This is a genomic window from Occallatibacter savannae (assembly GCF_003131205.1).
Lineage (GTDB): Bacteria > Acidobacteriota > Terriglobia > Terriglobales > Acidobacteriaceae > Telmatobacter > Telmatobacter savannae.
This window is the reverse complement of sequence record NZ_QFFY01000002.1, coordinates 789,697-805,973: the sequence shown is the minus strand read 5'-3', so window position 1 is coordinate 805,973 and position 16,277 is coordinate 789,697. Positions and strand designations below refer to the sequence as shown.

The 16,277-nt window shown below is 58.8% G+C and carries 16 protein-coding genes; 7 read left to right on the top strand and 9 right to left on the bottom strand.

The features are described from left to right. Positions 1–159: 159 nt before the first annotated feature. Together DHV10_RS10855 and DHV10_RS10850 are read right to left on the bottom strand one after the other, a co-directional pair. Positions 160–1,047 (bottom strand): hypothetical protein, encoded by an 888-nt coding sequence (locus DHV10_RS10855; RefSeq protein WP_109486345.1) that lies wholly within the window; start codon positions 1,045–1,047, stop codon positions 160–162. Between the two features lie 146 nt (positions 1,048–1,193). Continuing rightward, entirely contained in the window at positions 1,194–1,724 is a 531-nt protein-coding gene (locus DHV10_RS10850; RefSeq protein WP_162601424.1) for a hypothetical protein, read from the bottom strand. A 202-nt stretch (positions 1,725–1,926) separates the two neighbouring features. Between DHV10_RS10850 and DHV10_RS10845 the strand changes: the two genes are divergently transcribed. Continuing rightward, positions 1,927–2,388: a hypothetical protein gene (locus DHV10_RS10845; protein WP_109486343.1), complete on the top strand. Its 462-nt coding sequence runs from the start codon at positions 1,927–1,929 to the stop codon at positions 2,386–2,388. Between the two features lie 76 nt (positions 2,389–2,464). On the opposite strand, the gene DHV10_RS10840 is transcribed toward DHV10_RS10845, so the two are convergent. From DHV10_RS10840 to DHV10_RS10810, 7 genes are all read right to left on the bottom strand, one after another. Then, positions 2,465–3,085 carry a YqaA family protein gene (locus DHV10_RS10840; protein ID WP_109486342.1) on the bottom strand — a complete coding sequence of 207 codons (621 nt, stop codon included), beginning with the start codon at positions 3,083–3,085 and terminating at the stop codon, positions 2,465–2,467. Positions 3,086–3,250: 165 nt separating this feature from the next. After that, on the bottom strand, positions 3,251–4,228 hold the full coding sequence (locus DHV10_RS10835) for an NAD-dependent epimerase/dehydratase family protein (RefSeq protein ID WP_109486551.1): 978 nt from the start codon (positions 4,226–4,228) through the stop codon (positions 3,251–3,253). Positions 4,229–4,466: 238 nt separating this feature from the next. Then, positions 4,467–4,883 carry a hypothetical protein gene (locus DHV10_RS10830; RefSeq protein WP_162601423.1) on the bottom strand — a complete coding sequence of 139 codons (417 nt, stop codon included), beginning with the start codon at positions 4,881–4,883 and terminating at the stop codon, positions 4,467–4,469. 308 nt (positions 4,884–5,191) lie between these two features. Continuing rightward, positions 5,192–7,231 (bottom strand): PilZ domain-containing protein, encoded by a 2,040-nt coding sequence (locus tag DHV10_RS10825; RefSeq protein WP_109486340.1) that lies wholly within the window; start codon positions 7,229–7,231, stop codon positions 5,192–5,194. Positions 7,232–7,547: 316 nt separating this feature from the next. Beyond that, the gene (locus DHV10_RS10820) at positions 7,548–7,787 is read right to left on the bottom strand and encodes a hypothetical protein (protein ID WP_109486339.1); all 240 of its coding nucleotides are present in this window, start codon (positions 7,785–7,787) and stop codon (positions 7,548–7,550) included. Between the two features lie 201 nt (positions 7,788–7,988). Further along, on the bottom strand, positions 7,989–8,363 hold the full coding sequence (locus DHV10_RS10815) for a M50 family metallopeptidase (RefSeq protein WP_204101386.1): 375 nt from the start codon (positions 8,361–8,363) through the stop codon (positions 7,989–7,991). Positions 8,364–8,616: 253 nt separating this feature from the next. After that, positions 8,617–9,180: a BON domain-containing protein gene (locus DHV10_RS10810; RefSeq protein ID WP_109486337.1), complete on the bottom strand. Its 564-nt coding sequence runs from the start codon at positions 9,178–9,180 to the stop codon at positions 8,617–8,619. A 397-nt stretch (positions 9,181–9,577) separates the two neighbouring features. Between DHV10_RS10810 and DHV10_RS10805 the strand changes: the two genes are divergently transcribed. From DHV10_RS10805 to DHV10_RS10780, 6 genes are all read left to right on the top strand, one after another. After that, on the top strand, positions 9,578–10,894 hold the full coding sequence (locus tag DHV10_RS10805) for an acetyl-CoA hydrolase/transferase family protein (protein WP_204101385.1): 1,317 nt from the start codon (positions 9,578–9,580) through the stop codon (positions 10,892–10,894). Positions 10,895–10,918: 24 nt separating this feature from the next. Then, on the top strand, positions 10,919–11,308 hold the full coding sequence (locus tag DHV10_RS10800) for a 4Fe-4S dicluster domain-containing protein (protein ID WP_204101384.1): 390 nt from the start codon (positions 10,919–10,921) through the stop codon (positions 11,306–11,308). Beyond that, a complete protein-coding gene (gene vorB / locus DHV10_RS10795) occupies positions 11,293–12,360 on the top strand; it encodes a 3-methyl-2-oxobutanoate dehydrogenase subunit VorB (RefSeq protein WP_109486335.1) in 1,068 nt (355 codons plus the stop codon). Before DHV10_RS10800 ends, vorB begins: the two co-directional genes overlap by 16 nt. Then, positions 12,353–13,816: a 2-oxoacid:acceptor oxidoreductase family protein gene (locus tag DHV10_RS10790; protein ID WP_239461481.1), complete on the top strand. Its 1,464-nt coding sequence runs from the start codon at positions 12,353–12,355 to the stop codon at positions 13,814–13,816. The genes vorB and DHV10_RS10790 overlap by 8 nt, the downstream gene beginning before the upstream one ends. After that, positions 13,813–14,793 (top strand): branched-chain amino acid transaminase, encoded by a 981-nt coding sequence (locus tag DHV10_RS10785; protein ID WP_204101383.1) that lies wholly within the window; start codon positions 13,813–13,815, stop codon positions 14,791–14,793. The genes DHV10_RS10790 and DHV10_RS10785 overlap by 4 nt, the downstream gene beginning before the upstream one ends. Before the next feature lie 93 nt (positions 14,794–14,886). Continuing rightward, positions 14,887–16,146, top strand: a complete 1,260-nt coding sequence (locus tag DHV10_RS10780) for a Glu/Leu/Phe/Val family dehydrogenase (protein WP_109486334.1) — start codon at positions 14,887–14,889, stop codon at positions 16,144–16,146. Positions 16,147–16,277: the final 131 nt, after the last annotated feature.

The following is a 16,277-nucleotide window of genomic DNA, read 5'->3' as shown; positions in this document are numbered from 1 at the left end:
TTTGATCTCATTCATTGGAGAATCAGGAGCGCTCTTTCGATTCGGAAAAGCCGCTCGACGCTAGTTAGCAGCGCCCTCTTAGGTTAACAAACAGAAGAACGGCCCCGGCGCAAACCGCAGCCGTCCTTGCACCAAACCGGGCCCTAACCCTTCAACATCTCAGCGCGATGCAGGTTTCGTAGCGGCCGCAGGTGCAGGTTTTGCGGTTGCCGCCACAGCCGATCTGGGGGCCTTCGGCTTCCAGAAGTCCGCATCGGCCTTCATCGTCGCCTCGTCCACATAGCTTTGTTTCGGATTGATGGAGAACAGCTCAGTTTGCACGCTCTCCACCGTCTCGCCGAGCATTTGATTCAGCTTGGCCGCAGCCTCGCTGTCCATACTTGCCCACATCTTGTTGACTGCCGCCATCTCCCGGTCGATCTCGGCGAGTGAATCCCTGTGCGTGAACGATAGGTATATACCGCCCTGGCCGCCGTACATCAATCCGTAGGTTCCCCAGTGTGTATTGACGCCGGCCTTCTCGCAGGCTTCCTTGTACAACTTCGTGAGCTCATGGAACTGCCTGTCGTGCCCAAGCTTCACGTGGAATGCCGTCACCTCGTAGTACCGTGCATGCGAAAAGTCAGGACGCGGGTGGAAACTCAAATCGTCGTCGTAGACAAGTACCGCCGAGTCCATACCCTCCAGCAATTCTCCATCGGCAGCAATCGCGCGATCCAGTTCCGCCCCCAGCGAAGCATTCGTCGCAAAGACCTTGTTGTCGTTCTCCCAAGCCTCAAACGACGGATACCGCGTCATGTAAAGAGCCCGCGACTTGCCCGACATCGAGGTCAGAGCTATATAGTGGCCCTGCAGTTTGCCCTTGTTCATCAAGTTCACAAAAGCTGCCTCAGATCTGTCGTGCACGGCTCCGCTCTTGCCTGGCTTCAGCCATTCACGGTTGATCTGGATCACGGCGGGTGGTTTCATCTCGCTCGAGTCCTGCGCAACAGCAATGCCGACTCCAGCAGCTAATAGCGAAACACAAAGGATCGGTCTGATTTTCATGCGTAACCTCCTGGCTTTCGCGGAGATCACTTGCAACCCCGGGGGGAGGTCCTCAAGTACGAAGCGCGGGTGATCTGGGACGTGGCCGAAGCATAGTCCCGGTCCCCGCGCTTGTAAAGAACAGTTTCCTACTTAGATTTCCGCCACTAGTGTCCGGCAAAGCACGGCTTCAGATCTCGCCGAAGCGTGTAGGTATGAATCACCAGACTCGAGTCATCAATCACCGCGCTTGATACCTGCTGCATGTCCTCAATCTGGGTCGCAATCAGTACACCGTTGACCACCTTCGTCTTCGTGATGACGAAATCCGCCGCGACATTCGCCGTCGCGCCGCCCGGAAGCGCGATCACCAGATTCATCGTCCCTCGGCCGTCGGCGTTCACCGTGTACGTTCCCGAAATCCCGATCTGGCTGATGCTCCGCGTCGTGCTGCTCGGACCGGGCTGGTTCGCAGTCGCTGCTCCGTGTATGTTGCCGCGCCCGTCCATCACCTCAAATCCGAGAGCCCGCGCAATGTTGGGTCCGTAAGTTGCAACTGCACCATAGTCTCCGCACACAGTCGCCACTGAAAACTGCTGGTCGCCGCGTCCGCGCTCCTGCGCCTGCGACTTCTCACACGCCATCACAGAAGCAACTGCAACCACCACGCAAATCCAACCACTAAAAATCTTCTTCATCATCGCCTCCGAGGTTTTTGGGCCATTCCAAGCGGACTTCGAGAATACCACCCGCCAAACGCAGTTCGGACCGTGCAATATCGGCCGGGTGCCCATGTTTCCTTCTTTGGGAGACATGGGAAACGACGACGGGAGATCTGACCTCATCCCCGTTTGCGACCGCCCCTGCAGCTATGCGACCCTAAAACAAAGGATTAAGCCGATGCCAAAAAAGCCAGTGCGCCCCACCTTCGACCAGTGCATGGGAACCCTCCGCGAGCGCGGGTTCGAGGTCTCCGCCTTCAACGGAACCCCCAACGGCACCCTCGTTGCAAAATACGGCGCTGCTGCCGTTTTGGTCCCCGCGGCGAATCCCGAAGGCGGTCCGGCCACCTTCTTCGAGGGCCCCGGCATCCTCGTCCGCGGCCACATCGCGCGCCTTCTCGATCGCGGCTACCAGAAATTCATCAAGACGGACGAATTCGAGTTCCCCGCGACCGCCGCACAGCTCCACGCCATCCATCAGTTCCAGGAAGAGCTCACGCAGGCCATCGGCGGCATCAGCCTGTACAACCAGTCTCTCGGCACCACCAGCGATCTCTACGAGTACGACCGCCTCCGCGGTCGCGAACAGGATCAGGAGTTAATCGGGAAAAGGCCTTGGGAGCTGACCCAGGGTCACTAGCAACCTCATGGTTTTCGCCTCTTCTCACCCCTGTGGGGAGGAAGCCACAAGAAGCTTGCCAGTAGAGGCCAGCGCTTCATGCAGTCGCTGATTTCCGCGCCTCGCCCTGCGGCTTCTTCTTCACCCAGTTCCAGATGGAAACCGCGCTAGCAATCACACAGATTGCAATGAACCCGATCATCGTCCATTCAAAAGCTGGCGATTTCGCGATTTCGAGTACAGCTTTGCCGAACTTGAGCGCCAGGATTGCGAGAATCGTGAACCGCAATCCCCGCGCGAGAAAGTTGACCGCGATAATGCGCCATATCGGGTAGTCTAGGGCGCCAACGGCCGCAATCACGGTTGTGAATGGAAACGGGGGCGGTGCAATTCCTGCAAGAAACACCGCGATCGCGGAACGCTCTCCCACACGCTTTCTCAGCTTCTCATAGCGGCGATCTCCGGCAATTCTCCGAATGCCTTCTTCGCCGAGTTTGCGCGACACCAGTGCGAGGAGGATTGCACCGAGACACGAACCGACTGCAGCCGAGATGACATACAGCGCTATTCCCTTCGGGTGCTGCGCCACAAGCCCAACAACGACGAGGTCATTGCCGAACGGCAACACGAGGAAAGACGAGTCTAAGATCCCCATCACAAGCGGTCCGAAGTACCCGATATGGAAGAGAAAATGGAGCAACGGAGCGAAGAACTTCATCTGGGCTCCGAAAGGGAAATACCTTCGAATCGCATGTAGTACTTCGATGCGGGCGTCGGCTCGTCTCAGCCGGAGAGTTTTGCGCCCCAGACGCTCGAGAGCTAGAAACTTTAAAAGGCCCGGAGGTGATCCGGGCCTTTTAAAGTTTGGTTTTTCCCCTGGCGACTACGAGGCCATACTCGCTACTCGATTTTTGACTTGATTGTTGATCCACTCGAAGGTCCTGCGAAGGCCTTCTTTCAGAGGGCGGGACGGAGCCCATCCGAGTTTCTCAGAGATGAGCCTGTTATCGGAGTTGCGCCCGCGCACACCGAGCGGCCCGGGAATGTGGCGGATGCGAAGCTTTTTGCCGGCAATCTGCATTGCCATCTCGGCAAGCTGATTGATCGAAACCATCTCTTCCGAGCCAATGTTTACTGGACCGGCGAAACCGGAGTCCATGAATCGCCGCACTCCCTCCACACACTCGTCGATATAGAGGAACGAACGCGTCTGCTTCCCGTCGCCCCAGATTTCGATTTCGCCCCCGTCGGGAGTTTCTGCCACCTTGCGGCAGATTGCCGCAGGCGCCTTTTCGCGGCCGCCTTGCCAGGTACCCTGGGGCCCGAAAATATTGTGGAAACGAGCCACATGGATCTCGGTACCGTAGTTGCGGGAGTATGCGGCATACAGGCGCTCGCTGAATAGCTTCTCCCATCCGTATTCGCTATCTGGCGCCGCGGGATAGGCAGAAGCTTCCGAACAGACCGGATTATCTGGGTCTTCCTGGTTATAGGCAGGGTAGATGCAAGCTGACGAAGAGTAGAAGAACCGCTTCACTCCTGCCTTGCGGCCCTCTTCCAGAATGTTGAGATTGATGCTGGCCGAGTTGTGCATCACATTCGCATCATGGTCGCCGGTGAAGATGTACCCGGCTCCTCCCATATCTGCCGCGAGTTGGTAGACGTCCTCAATGCTGTCTACTGCCCGGTGCGCCACTTGCGGGTCGCGGAGATCGGCCTGGATGAACTCGTGACAGGCAGTCTGGGAGAACTCTGGATGTTTCAGGTCCACGCCACGGACCCAGAATCCCTCACTGGCCAGACGCTTTGCGAGATGACTCCCGATGAATCCGCCGGCACCGCAAACTAAAACACGCTTCACAGATTGCTCCTCGATAGACAGCACGCCCGCGAGCGCTGCGAGAAGGATGTTGCACCTCCTCGTGCTTTAGGGGTGGTGTTCTGAATGGAAGACACAACGATGGTTGAGTTTGAGGGTACGTGCTCTTACAGAGCCAGTTCCCCTCCCGCTCAACAAGGCGGGCTGGTGCCTTCCTTTACAAGGTAACAAAGATGCGGAGCTCAGAACCAAATGTCGGCACGGACCCTGTAGACGGAGGTCACGATGCGCGCTCGAACTGGCTGGAATCGGCGGCCAAAGGCAGGCCCTTGAGGAATTGAGCCAGTTTGGTGAGATCGACTCGGCTGTTGGACCCAGTCGGACCTTCTGCCTCCTGTTCGGCTGCATCCTGAAGAAAGGTGAATCCCACCCCGTCATCGCCGGCTCGCACGACCGACGCCTGAACGGTCAGGCTCCGCCCAATACCGCCATCGTCCGTGCGTTCGAGGGTTACAGGAAACGAGGTGCCGGGTACCCAGCGTTCCTCGGTAATCATGTAAAAGCCAGCCACGCTGACGTCGCCTATCTTATATTCCTTGGACGAGCGCACCATCCCGAGCCACGCAATGAGAGGTGGCATGGTGTGACGGTTCGCAACGCGCTGATCCGGGCAGATCCAGCGGATCAGGCGTTTCATCAACGGCTCCTTTGCAGGGGGTAGCATAATGGTTCTCTCCGACGGGGGATTCGCAGAATCGATGGCCCTGATCTCAGCGAGTTTCGGATGCTTCTCAGCCGGTCGAATATCTTCGTTGGTTTCTAAATTCATAGTGGCAGATTCCTCTCCCACGCACCAGCGGGAAGTGATTGGATTTATCGGGTCAGCATTGAACGTAGCACCGTGCACGGTAAGCCTCCCATACCTCGTAAGTTGCGCGAAGGGAAGGACCTGGGGAACCATGCAGAAATTACTTCGGTGATATGAACTTTCGTGCGGCGGATGGGCTAGAGGAACCGGGCGAGAGCGAACTTATCCGTGGCTTGGGATGGCTGGATGTCGTGGCTAATGTGGTGCAAAGCCTCTGGCATGATGAACTCCGCGGCAACTCCATCGGACCCACGGCGGACGATGCGGGAAAGAACATTGATGGACTGCTTCTTCTCGCCGGAGGCGCACGGCTTCTGGAGCGTCATCTGAATCATGGTGCCGGGCATCCATCGGTCCTCGGTGAGCAGATACATGCCGCTCATGCTGATGTCGGCTACATTCTTGGGCCTTGGAGCTCCGCCCGTGAAGTAATGGGCCACCATGCCGGGGACATACCGTCGCCCGGCTCTGCGGCGATCGCTGGGAGAGGAAGTGGGATGAAGCCACTGCCGGAACTTCGAACGGAAGCCGCTGGCAGGGGGTTCCGCCTTCGGTTTGGCAGGTGCCGGGGTCGGCGCTGCTTTCGATTTGAAGGCCGGCAAACTTGCCTCTTTCGGCGGAGCCGGTTTAGGCACCGCAGGGGGGGCTTCCGCGGGAGAACGCTGGGGAGCCGCCGTGGGGGCGGACGCCGCGACTGACTTCGCAAGCGGGACCGCCGCTCCGGAGGCATCGGAGGCCCGCGAAGGCCTAGACTGCTGAACCCTCTGGAGCTTCTCCTGAAGCGATGCGACGAAATCTCCAGGCTTGTGGGCCTCACAGCCGGATGCGTTCCTGCCTGCTGGTCTAGCTGGACTCATCACCGGTTGCATCGCCGGTGCGACTACTTCGGCCTTTGGCCCCGATTCATCCGCGGGCAAAGAAGAAAGCGCGATCGGAACCTCTGCTGCCGGGGCTGCTTTGTCCGGCACCCTGGCGGTCCAGCGACTCTTTGCACTTTCTACCGGCTTTGTACCCACTTCCCCGCTTGGGCTCAGTGCTCTGGGCGCTGGCGGAGGCGATTTAGCACCTGTCGGCGCAACTGCCGTGGGCATACTGACTTGCCACATGCTGTACGGCGCGGCGGTGAACGTAGTGGCCGGGAAGGTTTGTGCGGCGGGGGCCTGAACGCTGGGAGACAGGTCGGTGTTCCTGGAGGAAGCCGGCTTCGCCACAGACCTCTCAGGAACCTCGCTTTCAGGTCGTTCGCCGGCCTGCGGCTTTGCGGCAGGCGACGACGTGCGAGGTGCTGCTGATGTATCTGAGTGTGATTTGCCTTTTCGCCCGTTCTGCTTTGTCGGCTCCGGAACAGCCTCCCGCGGAACTGGCGCGACCTTCGCGAGTTCGTGAGGTTCCGGACGAGCCGCTCGAGGCTTTGCGGGAGGCGGAGCAGCCGCGACCCAATTCGAAAACAGATCTTCGGGGTCGATTCGGTGCTCGATCACAGCCGGCAAGACAGCGCGGGACGGATCGAGAACCGCCTCTGTCACGGCCATGGATGGGCCGGGTACCGAATCATCAAGGCTGCTGGTGAAGGGCTTCGGCTCTGTGTTCCGGGTCTCCGCGACCTTTGCAACCGCTGTGAGAACCGACTGCTCGAACGGGGTTGCATGAGCCGCAGAAGCGATTGGCCTCTCCGGAGTGAGTTCAATGGTACCTGGTTTCTCTGGTCGGGCCCCGGAACTCAAGGCAGGTGCGGCGGCCCGAGGTACCGGTTCAGCCGCGTCCGGAGCTGGCATTGAGGATACGGCCAGCAATCCCTCAAGTTCATCCGACGCGCACACAATAAGATGGTCGCCTTCTGCGGTCTTCGTGCGATGCAGTGTGTCGGACGGAAGAATTAGCGCACTGGCGGCCTCCGCATTGAAAAGCGGGAAGTCGATTCCAGGGCCCATCTCGGCGGTCTGGAGAACCCGGTACTCCTTGTCGAGATAGATGAGGTCGAATGGAAAAACGCGGGGCACAGCAGGCGTCCCGTGAAGCGGCGTAAGCCAGAGGCCGGCGGTTGAGTCCATGCCCATCCCGCTCACCACGATGTCGAGCAGCCTGAGAGGCTGGTTTCCGCTGTCGGCTACGGTCAGCTTCGGGTTTAGGAGGATCCCGCGTGCCAAATTGTATGCAGAGAAGCCTCTGGTTTTCATATGCACGGTTTAGGGATTAGCCTTACGTCCCTTCGCACGGTCTCTGGGTGCCCGGTTTTGCCGCTTAGGCATCGGAGTGCCGGCGGGGTGCCTTCGGGCGGGCTGAAACCGATCGTAGGATCGGATTCTCTCAGGTTAGGCAGTCAAATTCAACCAGAACATGAGAAAGAGGATGGGAGATGCCACCGAGTAAGGAATTGCGGGCTGAGGAACGGCCCCCCCGGGGGGAGGGGGGTGGCCTGACGTACATCAGCCGGACGCGTCTGGGGTCGTGTCCGGCTGATGGGAGGGAAGATCTGGGAGAAAGGAGTTCAGGCTACAGCACAGTCAGACGGGTGACGACGGTGCAATATGGCAGGTGGGTCGTTCTCTTCACTTGCTTGCCGTCATCGGGATCTTCGGTCACGCCCACTTCGGGCTTGAGGACTTCCATGAGCTTTTCGACGCGAGTTTTTTGAGCACAGAGCTGCTCAAAGGCCTTGAGGATCTTGCGCAGTTCGGTAGATGCCTCGTCGTATGCGAAGCGGTAAACGTCTTTCCGTACATTCTCTTTCATGGGTCTCTCCAGCTGCTGCCTACGATTCAAAGTCTAGCTATTCAGGCCGAATCGTTCATCGCACGATCGTGGTAACAAAAGTACAACTAACATCGTGGGCCTTTTGACCCGTCGGGGCGGTCTGGGTGACAGGGAGCACCTGTGCACCGCACCGCGGTAATGTGCGGACGCCTAATGAACCTGGAAATCGCCCGTAAAGAGTCATTTCCCCGGCACCTGTTGCGATCGGAGTTGCTGCCAGCACATGGCGATGCGGAATCCGTCGGAACCCTCGATGGGAAGCATATTTGCGAGCGCGTAGCAGAAGTTGGCCAGCGCAAACAAAGGAATTTTGACGGCCAGGGCTATGAGTAGAACGTTCGCCAAGGGCCCAGCTGCGGAAACAAGCAGGTTTTGGAGAGGGGTACCGTGCTGACGCACCGTATAGAGCCCCTTGTTCCACTTCATCCCGACATTCTTAATCCGCAGCCCCAGTAGAAGAGCCGCCACGAGGTGTCCGCACTCATGCAGCAGCATTGCCAAGACACCGAGCCCCAGGCCCTGGGCGAACGGAAACAGCCATCGCACGACGGACATCTCGCCGGCCTCCAAGAAGGATGAGTTCATCATTGAACATCCGATCCGGATTTCTGCCGTAGGAGTGCGTTGAATCATGCACCAAAGTCAGAGTAGAAAAAATCAGGCAGGCGATTGTCAGATTGGGAAACGGCTGAGCCCCGGCAGAGGGTTTGCTGCCGAGGCTCCGATTTGCAACGCGACGCTGAGGTATAGATCTATCTAATATTCGGCCCTTTAGACCAAGACTATGAAGGTCGCCACAATCTCTCTGTTAGGACGCTGTGGTGGAGTGCTTGTCGGTCTTGATCTCGATCTCGTTGACGACCTGCTGCACGTTGGGAACCTTTTTCGCGAGATCCTCGGCTTCCTTCTTCTGTTTGGCAGTCTTCACGGATCCCTTCAGTACCAGGGTTCCGTTCTTTGCCGAAGCATGGATGCTCTGATCATTGAGGCCTGCATGGGCCTTGATCATTGCCTTGTAGTTGTCTTCGATGGCGCTGTCGAGGTTGGATGCTACTGAGCCCGCGTTGCCTTCTCCCGGAGGACGGACGCCGATCTCGTTGGCAATGGTGTAGTCGGGAGCTGCCTGCTTCGCCGCGTTCTCGGCCTGATTCTTCTGATCCTCAGTCGGAACGTCGCCCTTCAGGGTCATGACGCCCTTGTCGCGATCCTGAGACACGCTTACCGCGCTAAGGTTGTTATTTTTGAGAGCATCGTTGACCTGAGACTTCTCGTCGGGGTGGGCTGGCTTGTTGCAGCCGGCGACAATCAAAGCTCCGGCCAGCACGGCGGCCGAGCTGCGCAGGAAATGGCGGTGCGTGTTTGTAAGTTTCATATAGTCCTCTCCTAATTTCACTCTGGGGCAAAGGCACAACTTCTTACAGCAACTCAGATGTGAACCCGACTTGGGTTGGTTGTACCTCGTGAAATTACGAGGTGTGCGGAAATGCACAAGATCGCATTCAATCGCCCATTGTGCGTCGGTCCCACCAGCTCAACCTTTGTGACCGCACCTTCATTCGGCAACTTTTCGGGTGCGTTTTCTTCTGTTCTGCAGGTGAACGGAAGGGTCTGCAAATCTTGCTTTTGCAACACTCTCAGGTGATTGCCATCACAGTGCAGCAGATGCTCGCGAGAGCAACATGTACCGGGTTTCGGAGGATTCTCTCTAACGGTCGAAGTTCCCGCTAACCCTGCAGATGTTAAGTGTTTCACCTCGGAGACAAAACATCGTGAGCTGGCGTGAGGAATACCGGAGTAAGTGCCTGAGCGCCGCCGACGCCGTGAGGTCAATCCGCTCGGGTGACCGGGTCTGGGTCCAGCCCAGTTGCGGAACACCTAAGCCGTTGATCGAAGCACTGGTTCTACGCGCGCCGGAACTGTTTGACGTAGAGCTCGTGCATATGAAAACGCTCGGGGAAGCCGTGTACACACGGCCGGAGTACGAGGGCCATTTTCGGCACCGCGGATTGTTTCTCGGCGACAACGTGCGCGAGGCTGTTGCCGCAGGCCGGGCGGATTACACGCCAATATTCCTGAGCGAGATCGAGGGGCTGTTTGAATCGGGCGCACTGCCACTTGATGTTGTCCTGATGCAGGTATCGCCGCCGGACGCGCACGGATTCGTGAGCCTGAGCACGACGGTCGATTGCACAATGACGGCAATCCGCTGCGCGAAAACCGTGATTGCCGAAGTGAACGAGCGGGCACCCCGAACACACGGCGACACGGCACTCCACGTGAACCAGATCTCGATGTTCGTCGAGACATCGAGGCCTCTCCTTGAATTGCACACCGAGCCGTTTACCCCGATGCACATGAGCGTGGCGCGAAACGTGGCTTCGCTGATTCCAGATGGAGCTACACTGCAGCCCGGAATCGGAGGTATCTCGGAAGCCGTGCTGCATTGCCTCGGAGACAAGCGCGATCTGGGAATCCATACGGAAATGTGTCCCGATGGAGTGGTGGACCTTATGGAGGCGGGGATCATCAACGGAAGCCGCAAAACCCTCCATCGCGGAAAGGCCGTAGCGGCTTTCGTGCTGGGATCGCAGAAGCTATTCGATTACATCCACGACAATCCAAGCTTCGAATTTCGCTCGATCGCTTATGTCAATGATCCATTTGTCGTCGCGCAAAACGAGCGCATGGTGGCGATCAACTCGGCACTGCAGGTAGATTTGACGGGGCAAGTGTGCGCGGATTCGCTGGGCACGAGGCCCTTCAGCGGTTTTGGCGGGCAGGTAGATTTCATGCGCGGAGCAGCGCGATCGAAGGGTGGTGTGCCGATCATTGCGTTGCTGTCGACGGCATGCAAGGGCACTGTGTCGCGCGTTGTGCCGGTGTTGGAGCCGGGTGCTGGGGTGGTGACATCTCGAGCGGATGTGCACTACGTGGTGACCGAGCATGGGATCGCGTATTTGCATGGGAAGACGTTAAGGGAGCGCGCGGAGGCACTGATTGGGATTGCAGATCCGCGGTTCAGGCAGGGGCTGGAGGATTTTGCGGTGAGGTCGCACTACATGGAGCGGACGGCTGTGTGTGCTTAGTGGGATCGACGGAGATGGTCTCCCATGTCTCCAAAGGCGGGAGACATGGGGCACCCGGCATGGTTTCCCAAGTCCCCAAGTGCGAGGGACCTGGGAAACGGCTTCATGGGACATGGAGGCATGATGGACGCAGAGATCAGAGGCACGAAACGGGATCGAGGGTTGCTGCGTGTTGATGTGAACGAGTGCAAGGGATGCGGGCTGTGCATTGAAGCGTGCCCGCCGAAGACGATCCATCTGAGCGAGGGGCTCAATCACTACGGTTACCGGACCGCTACCTACAACGGCACGGGCTGCACAGGGTGCGGGATCTGCTTCCTGGCTTGTCCTGAGCCGGGCGCGATTACCGTGTTGCGGTTGCGGCGCGGTGTTGCTGCTCAGCAGGAGGAGGCTCTGGCGTGCGCAAGCAACTGATGAAGGGCAACGAAGCGATTGTGAAGAGCGCGATCCTAGCGGGGTGCCGGGCATTTTATGGCTATCCGATTACGCCGGCGAGCGAGATTGCGGAAGCGGCTGCGCTTTACATGCCGCAGACCGGCGGGGTCTTTCTGCAGGCAGAGAGCGAAGTTGCGGCGATCAATATGCTGTATGGCGCTTCGTCGGCGGGCGTGCGGTGTATGACCGCTTCGAGTGGGCCAGGAATCAGTCTGATGCAGGAGGGAATCAGCTACATGGCGGGCGCGGAACTGCCATGCGTGATTGCGGACATCACGCGGGGCGGTCCCGGGTTGGGCAACATTGCTTCAGAGCAGAGCGACTATCACCAGGTAGTGAAGGGCGGCGGCAACGGGAACTATCGGACGATTGTGCTGGCGCCTTACTCGGTGCAGGAGATGGCCGATCTGACAACGCTCGCATTCGAGCTGGCGGATCGCTACCGGAACCCGGTGGTGATTCTTGCGGATGGTTTCGTGGGGCAGATGATGGAGCCGGTCGAATTTGCCGCGAAAGCGATCTTGCCGGAGCGGCCTTACTGGGCAGTTGCCGGAACAGAAGAGACGCGAGCGAAGATGATCACCTCGTTGCACATGGGGGCGGACGATCTTGAGGGACACGTGCTTAGTCTGGAGGCCAAGTATCGGAGGGCCGAGCAGAGCGAGGCGCGCGCTGAGCACTGGTACACGGAGGATGCGGAGGTTGTGCTGGTCGGGTACGGGATTGTGGGACGCATTTTGAAAGCGGTCACGGCCGAGCTTCGCGCGAAGGGGCTGAAGGTCGGAATGCTGCGTCCGGTGACGTTGTATCCGTTCCCGAAGGCCGAGTTCCAGAAGCTGGCGGAGAGGGCGCACTCGTTTGTGGTGGTGGAGATGAGCAATGGGCAGATGATCGAGGACGTGCGGCTGGCGCTGAATGGTTCGCGTCCAGTGGAGTTTCTGAGCAGGGTGGGTGGCAACGTTCCTTCGCATGAAGAAGTGCTGAAGTTTGTGATGGCACATGCAGAGAGAGAGCAGGTGGCGCATGTCTAGCTTTGCGGCGATGGAGTACGAGGTGGTGCATTCGAAATCGAAGGTCTTCTACGAGACCTACAAGCGGAAGGACGAGCTGAAACACCAGACGCACTATTGCCCGGGATGCGGGCATGGGAACGCACACAAGCTGCTGGCAAAGGCAATTGAGGAACTGGGGATTCAGAATCGAGTTGTGCTGATCAGCCCGGTGGGGTGCTCGGTGTTCGCGTACAACTACTTTGATGTGGGGAACGTGCAGGCTGCGCACGGGCGGGCTCCGGCTGTGGGGACGGCTGTAAAGCGAAGTCATCCCGACAGCATCGTGATCAGCTATCAGGGCGATGGAGATTTGTCGGCGATTGGCTCGGCAGAGATTCTGCATGCTGCGAATCGCGGCGAGAACATGACGGTGATCTTCGTCAACAATGCGATCTACAGCATGACGGGCGGACAGGCAGCGCCGACCACGCTGCTGGGACAGAAGAGTCTGACGACGCCTTTCGGACGCAGCGCTGCGAATGAGGGATATCCGCTGCGCGTGAGCGAACTGCTGGCGACTCTGGAAGCTCCGGTCTACATCGAGCGCGTGGGGCTGGGAGACAACAAGCAGATTGCGCAGGCCGCGCGGGCGATCAAGAAGGCGGTGGAGAACCAGGTGAAAGGGCTCGGGTTCTCGCTGATTGAAGTGCTGTCGCCTTGTCCGACGATCTGGAAGATGTCGGCCGTGGACGCGCAAAGGTGGGTACGCGAAGTGATGGAGAATACGTATCCGCTGGGCGTGGTCGTAGATCGGACTAAAGAGCGGGAGCCGCGGGTCGCTGCAGAAAGGGCGCCGAGGTTGGAGGAGATTCCAGCGATTCTCGGGATCAAGCGTGACGATGAGCCGAAGGTTCCGCTTGCGTGCAATGAGCGCAAAGCTGTCGATCTGCATGTGCGGGTAGCGGGGTTTGGCGGACAGGGTGTGTTGCTGCTGGGTGAGGTGCTGGCAGAGGCGGGGCTCGACGCGGGACTAGAGGTTTCGTGGCTGCCGTCGTATGGGCCGGAGATGCGGTCGGGAACTTCGAACTGCCATGTGCGCGTGTCGCAGGCGCCGATTGATTCGCCGCTGGTGACGGTGCCGAACTTCCTGGTTGCGATGAATGAGCCTTCGCTGCGGAAGTTTGACTTGAGTGTGAAGCCGGGCGGATGGGTTATCTACAACGGCGATGAGTTTCCGGAAGACTGCGTTCGGGGAGACGTGAACGTGCTGGCGCTGAACTTTACGAAGGCCGCGAATGAATTGAGCGATCCACGCGCTGCGAACATGGTGATGCTGGGTGTGCTGCTAGAAATCTCGAATGCGTTGCCGCAGGCGAGTATCGATGCGGCACTGCGGACACTGGTGAAGAGCGCGAAGTGGTACGAGCTGGACGAGCGCGCGCTGGCGCGGGGGCGGGAGCTATTCCGTGAGTCGAGCAGAGGAGTTGCGGTGTGAACGCGAGTGCTGATCCGAGTCTGATTGTTTATTTCAATGGCAAGTACATGCCGCTGCGCGATGCGCAGGTGAATATATTGACACATGCGCTGCACTACGGGACGGGTGTGTTTGAGGGCATCCGGGCGCACTGGGTTCCGACGGAAGACGAGCTGTTCATCCTGCGGATGCATGAGCACTACGACCGCTGGAAGAAGAACTGCGGGATTCTGAGGATTGGTGTTCCGGCGTCGACGGCTGAGTTGTGTGCAATCACGGTCGAGCTGATGCGGAAGAACGGGTTCCATACAAATGTCTACGTCCGGCCCCTGGCGTTCAAGAGCGCTAAACGCATCGGAGTGAGTACGGATGACGAGAATGCGTTTGCGATTGTGGCGCTGCCGTTCGGGGAGTATCTGCACTGCGACAATGGAATTCACGCTGGAGTGAGCTCGTGGCGTCGCATCGAGGACAATGCTATACCGGCTCGGGCGAAGATCTGCGGTGCCTACGTGAACAGCGCACTGGCGAGCGATGATGTGCGGCTGGCGGGCTACGACGAGGCGATCTTCCTGAACGAGAGCGGGCATGTGGCCGAGGGCGCTACGTGCAACCTGTTCATGGTGCGTGATGGAAAGGTGATCACGCCGGCAGTGACGGAGAATGCGCTGGAAGGAATCACGCGCAATTGTGTGATGGAACTGGCGTTTCGCGAGATGGGGCTGCGCGTAGTCGAAAGACCGATCGATCGCAGCGAACTTTACGCGTGCGACGAATTGTTCTTTACCGGAACGGCTGTGGGACTGGCGCCGATTGTGCGCGTCGATCACAGGCAGGTGAAGGACGGAGTTACTGGACCGGTGACGCACGCGCTGCGAAGGCTCTACTTCGATGCGACACGCGGGCACCTCGAGGCTTACTGGAACTGGCTTACTCCGGTTTACCAATCGCGTATGAGGCACGAGCAGGAACTGGTCTCCATGGCAGATACGATCTGAAAGCGATGCGATCTGGTGCAGATCTGATCGATGGAGCGGTTCCGACTCCGGCCTGCGCTGCTGAGGTATTCGGTGCGGCCAAGGAGGAACATAATGCTGGCTACAAAACTGGTTGATAACGCCTACGACGTTGCACTGGAGAACTTCGATGCCGCAGCGGACGCCCTGGGCCTGGATAACGATACGCGGGAGATGATCAAGTATCCCGAGCGCGTACTGACGGTATCGGTGCCGGTGCGCATGGATGATGGAACAATCAAGCGGTTCCAGGGTTATCGCGTACAGCACTCAACGGCGCGCGGCCCCGCAAAGGGCGGAATCCGCTTCCATCCGCAGGTGACTCTGGATGAGGTGAAGGCGCTGGCTACGTGGATGACGTGGAAGTGCGCCGTCGTGAACATTCCGTTTGGCGGCGGCAAGGGCGGAGTGACCTGCGATCCGAAGCACATGTCGCAGCACGAACTCGAGCACATGACTCGCCGCTATACAAGCGCGATTCTGCCCCTGATCGGGCCGCAGCAGGATATTCCTGCGCCTGATGTGTACACGAATCCGCAGACGATGGCGTGGATCATGGACACGTACAGCATGACGAAGGGATACACGATTCCCGGCGTTGTAACGGGCAAGCCAATCAGTCTGGGCGGATCGCTGGGACGCAATGAGGCGACGGGACGCGGTGTGTTCTACACGATCGAGTGTGCGTGCGAGCACCTCGGTATTCCGCTGAAGGGCGCGACGATTGCGGTTCAGGGGTTCGGCAATGCTGGTTCCGTTGCAGCGCAACTACTGCATGAGGCAGGCGCGAAGGTCGTCGCAGTGAGCGACTCTGCGGGCGCGATCTACAACAAGGATGGGCTTGATATTCCCGAGCTGATCCACATGAAGACGATTGCCGGTCATGTGCATGGATTCCCGGGCAGCGAGCCAATCGATCCTGCGGCGCTGCTGGCCTTCAAGTGCGACATTCTGGTTCCAGCGGCGCTGGAGAATGCGGTGACGGCGGAGAACGCCAGTTCGGTAAGCGCACGGATTATTGCCGAGGCGGCGAACGGGCCATTGACTCCGGCTGCCGATCGCATTCTCGAGAGCAAGGGCGCGTTTATCATTCCTGACATTCTGTGTAATGCGGGCGGCGTGACTGTATCGTACTTCGAGTGGGTGCAGGATGAGCAGCACCTCTTCTGGGAGGCGCAGGATGTGTACAACCGGCTGGAGAAGGTGATGAAGACATCGTTCCGCGATGTGCTGAAGATTCACCTGGACCGCGTTGTGCCGATGCGGATTGCTGCGAACGTGCTGGGGATCGGGCGTGTGGCGGAGGCGATTCACATCCGGGGAATCTATCCGTAAGGCGGGGACGAGGGGACAACGTAACGACGAATTCATCCGTAATCGACGGACTTGTGTGACTACACCTGGGCGGCACGTGCCTGTGCCGCCCTGATTTCTTTACAGCAGGGAACAAGGAAACAAGTGACGAG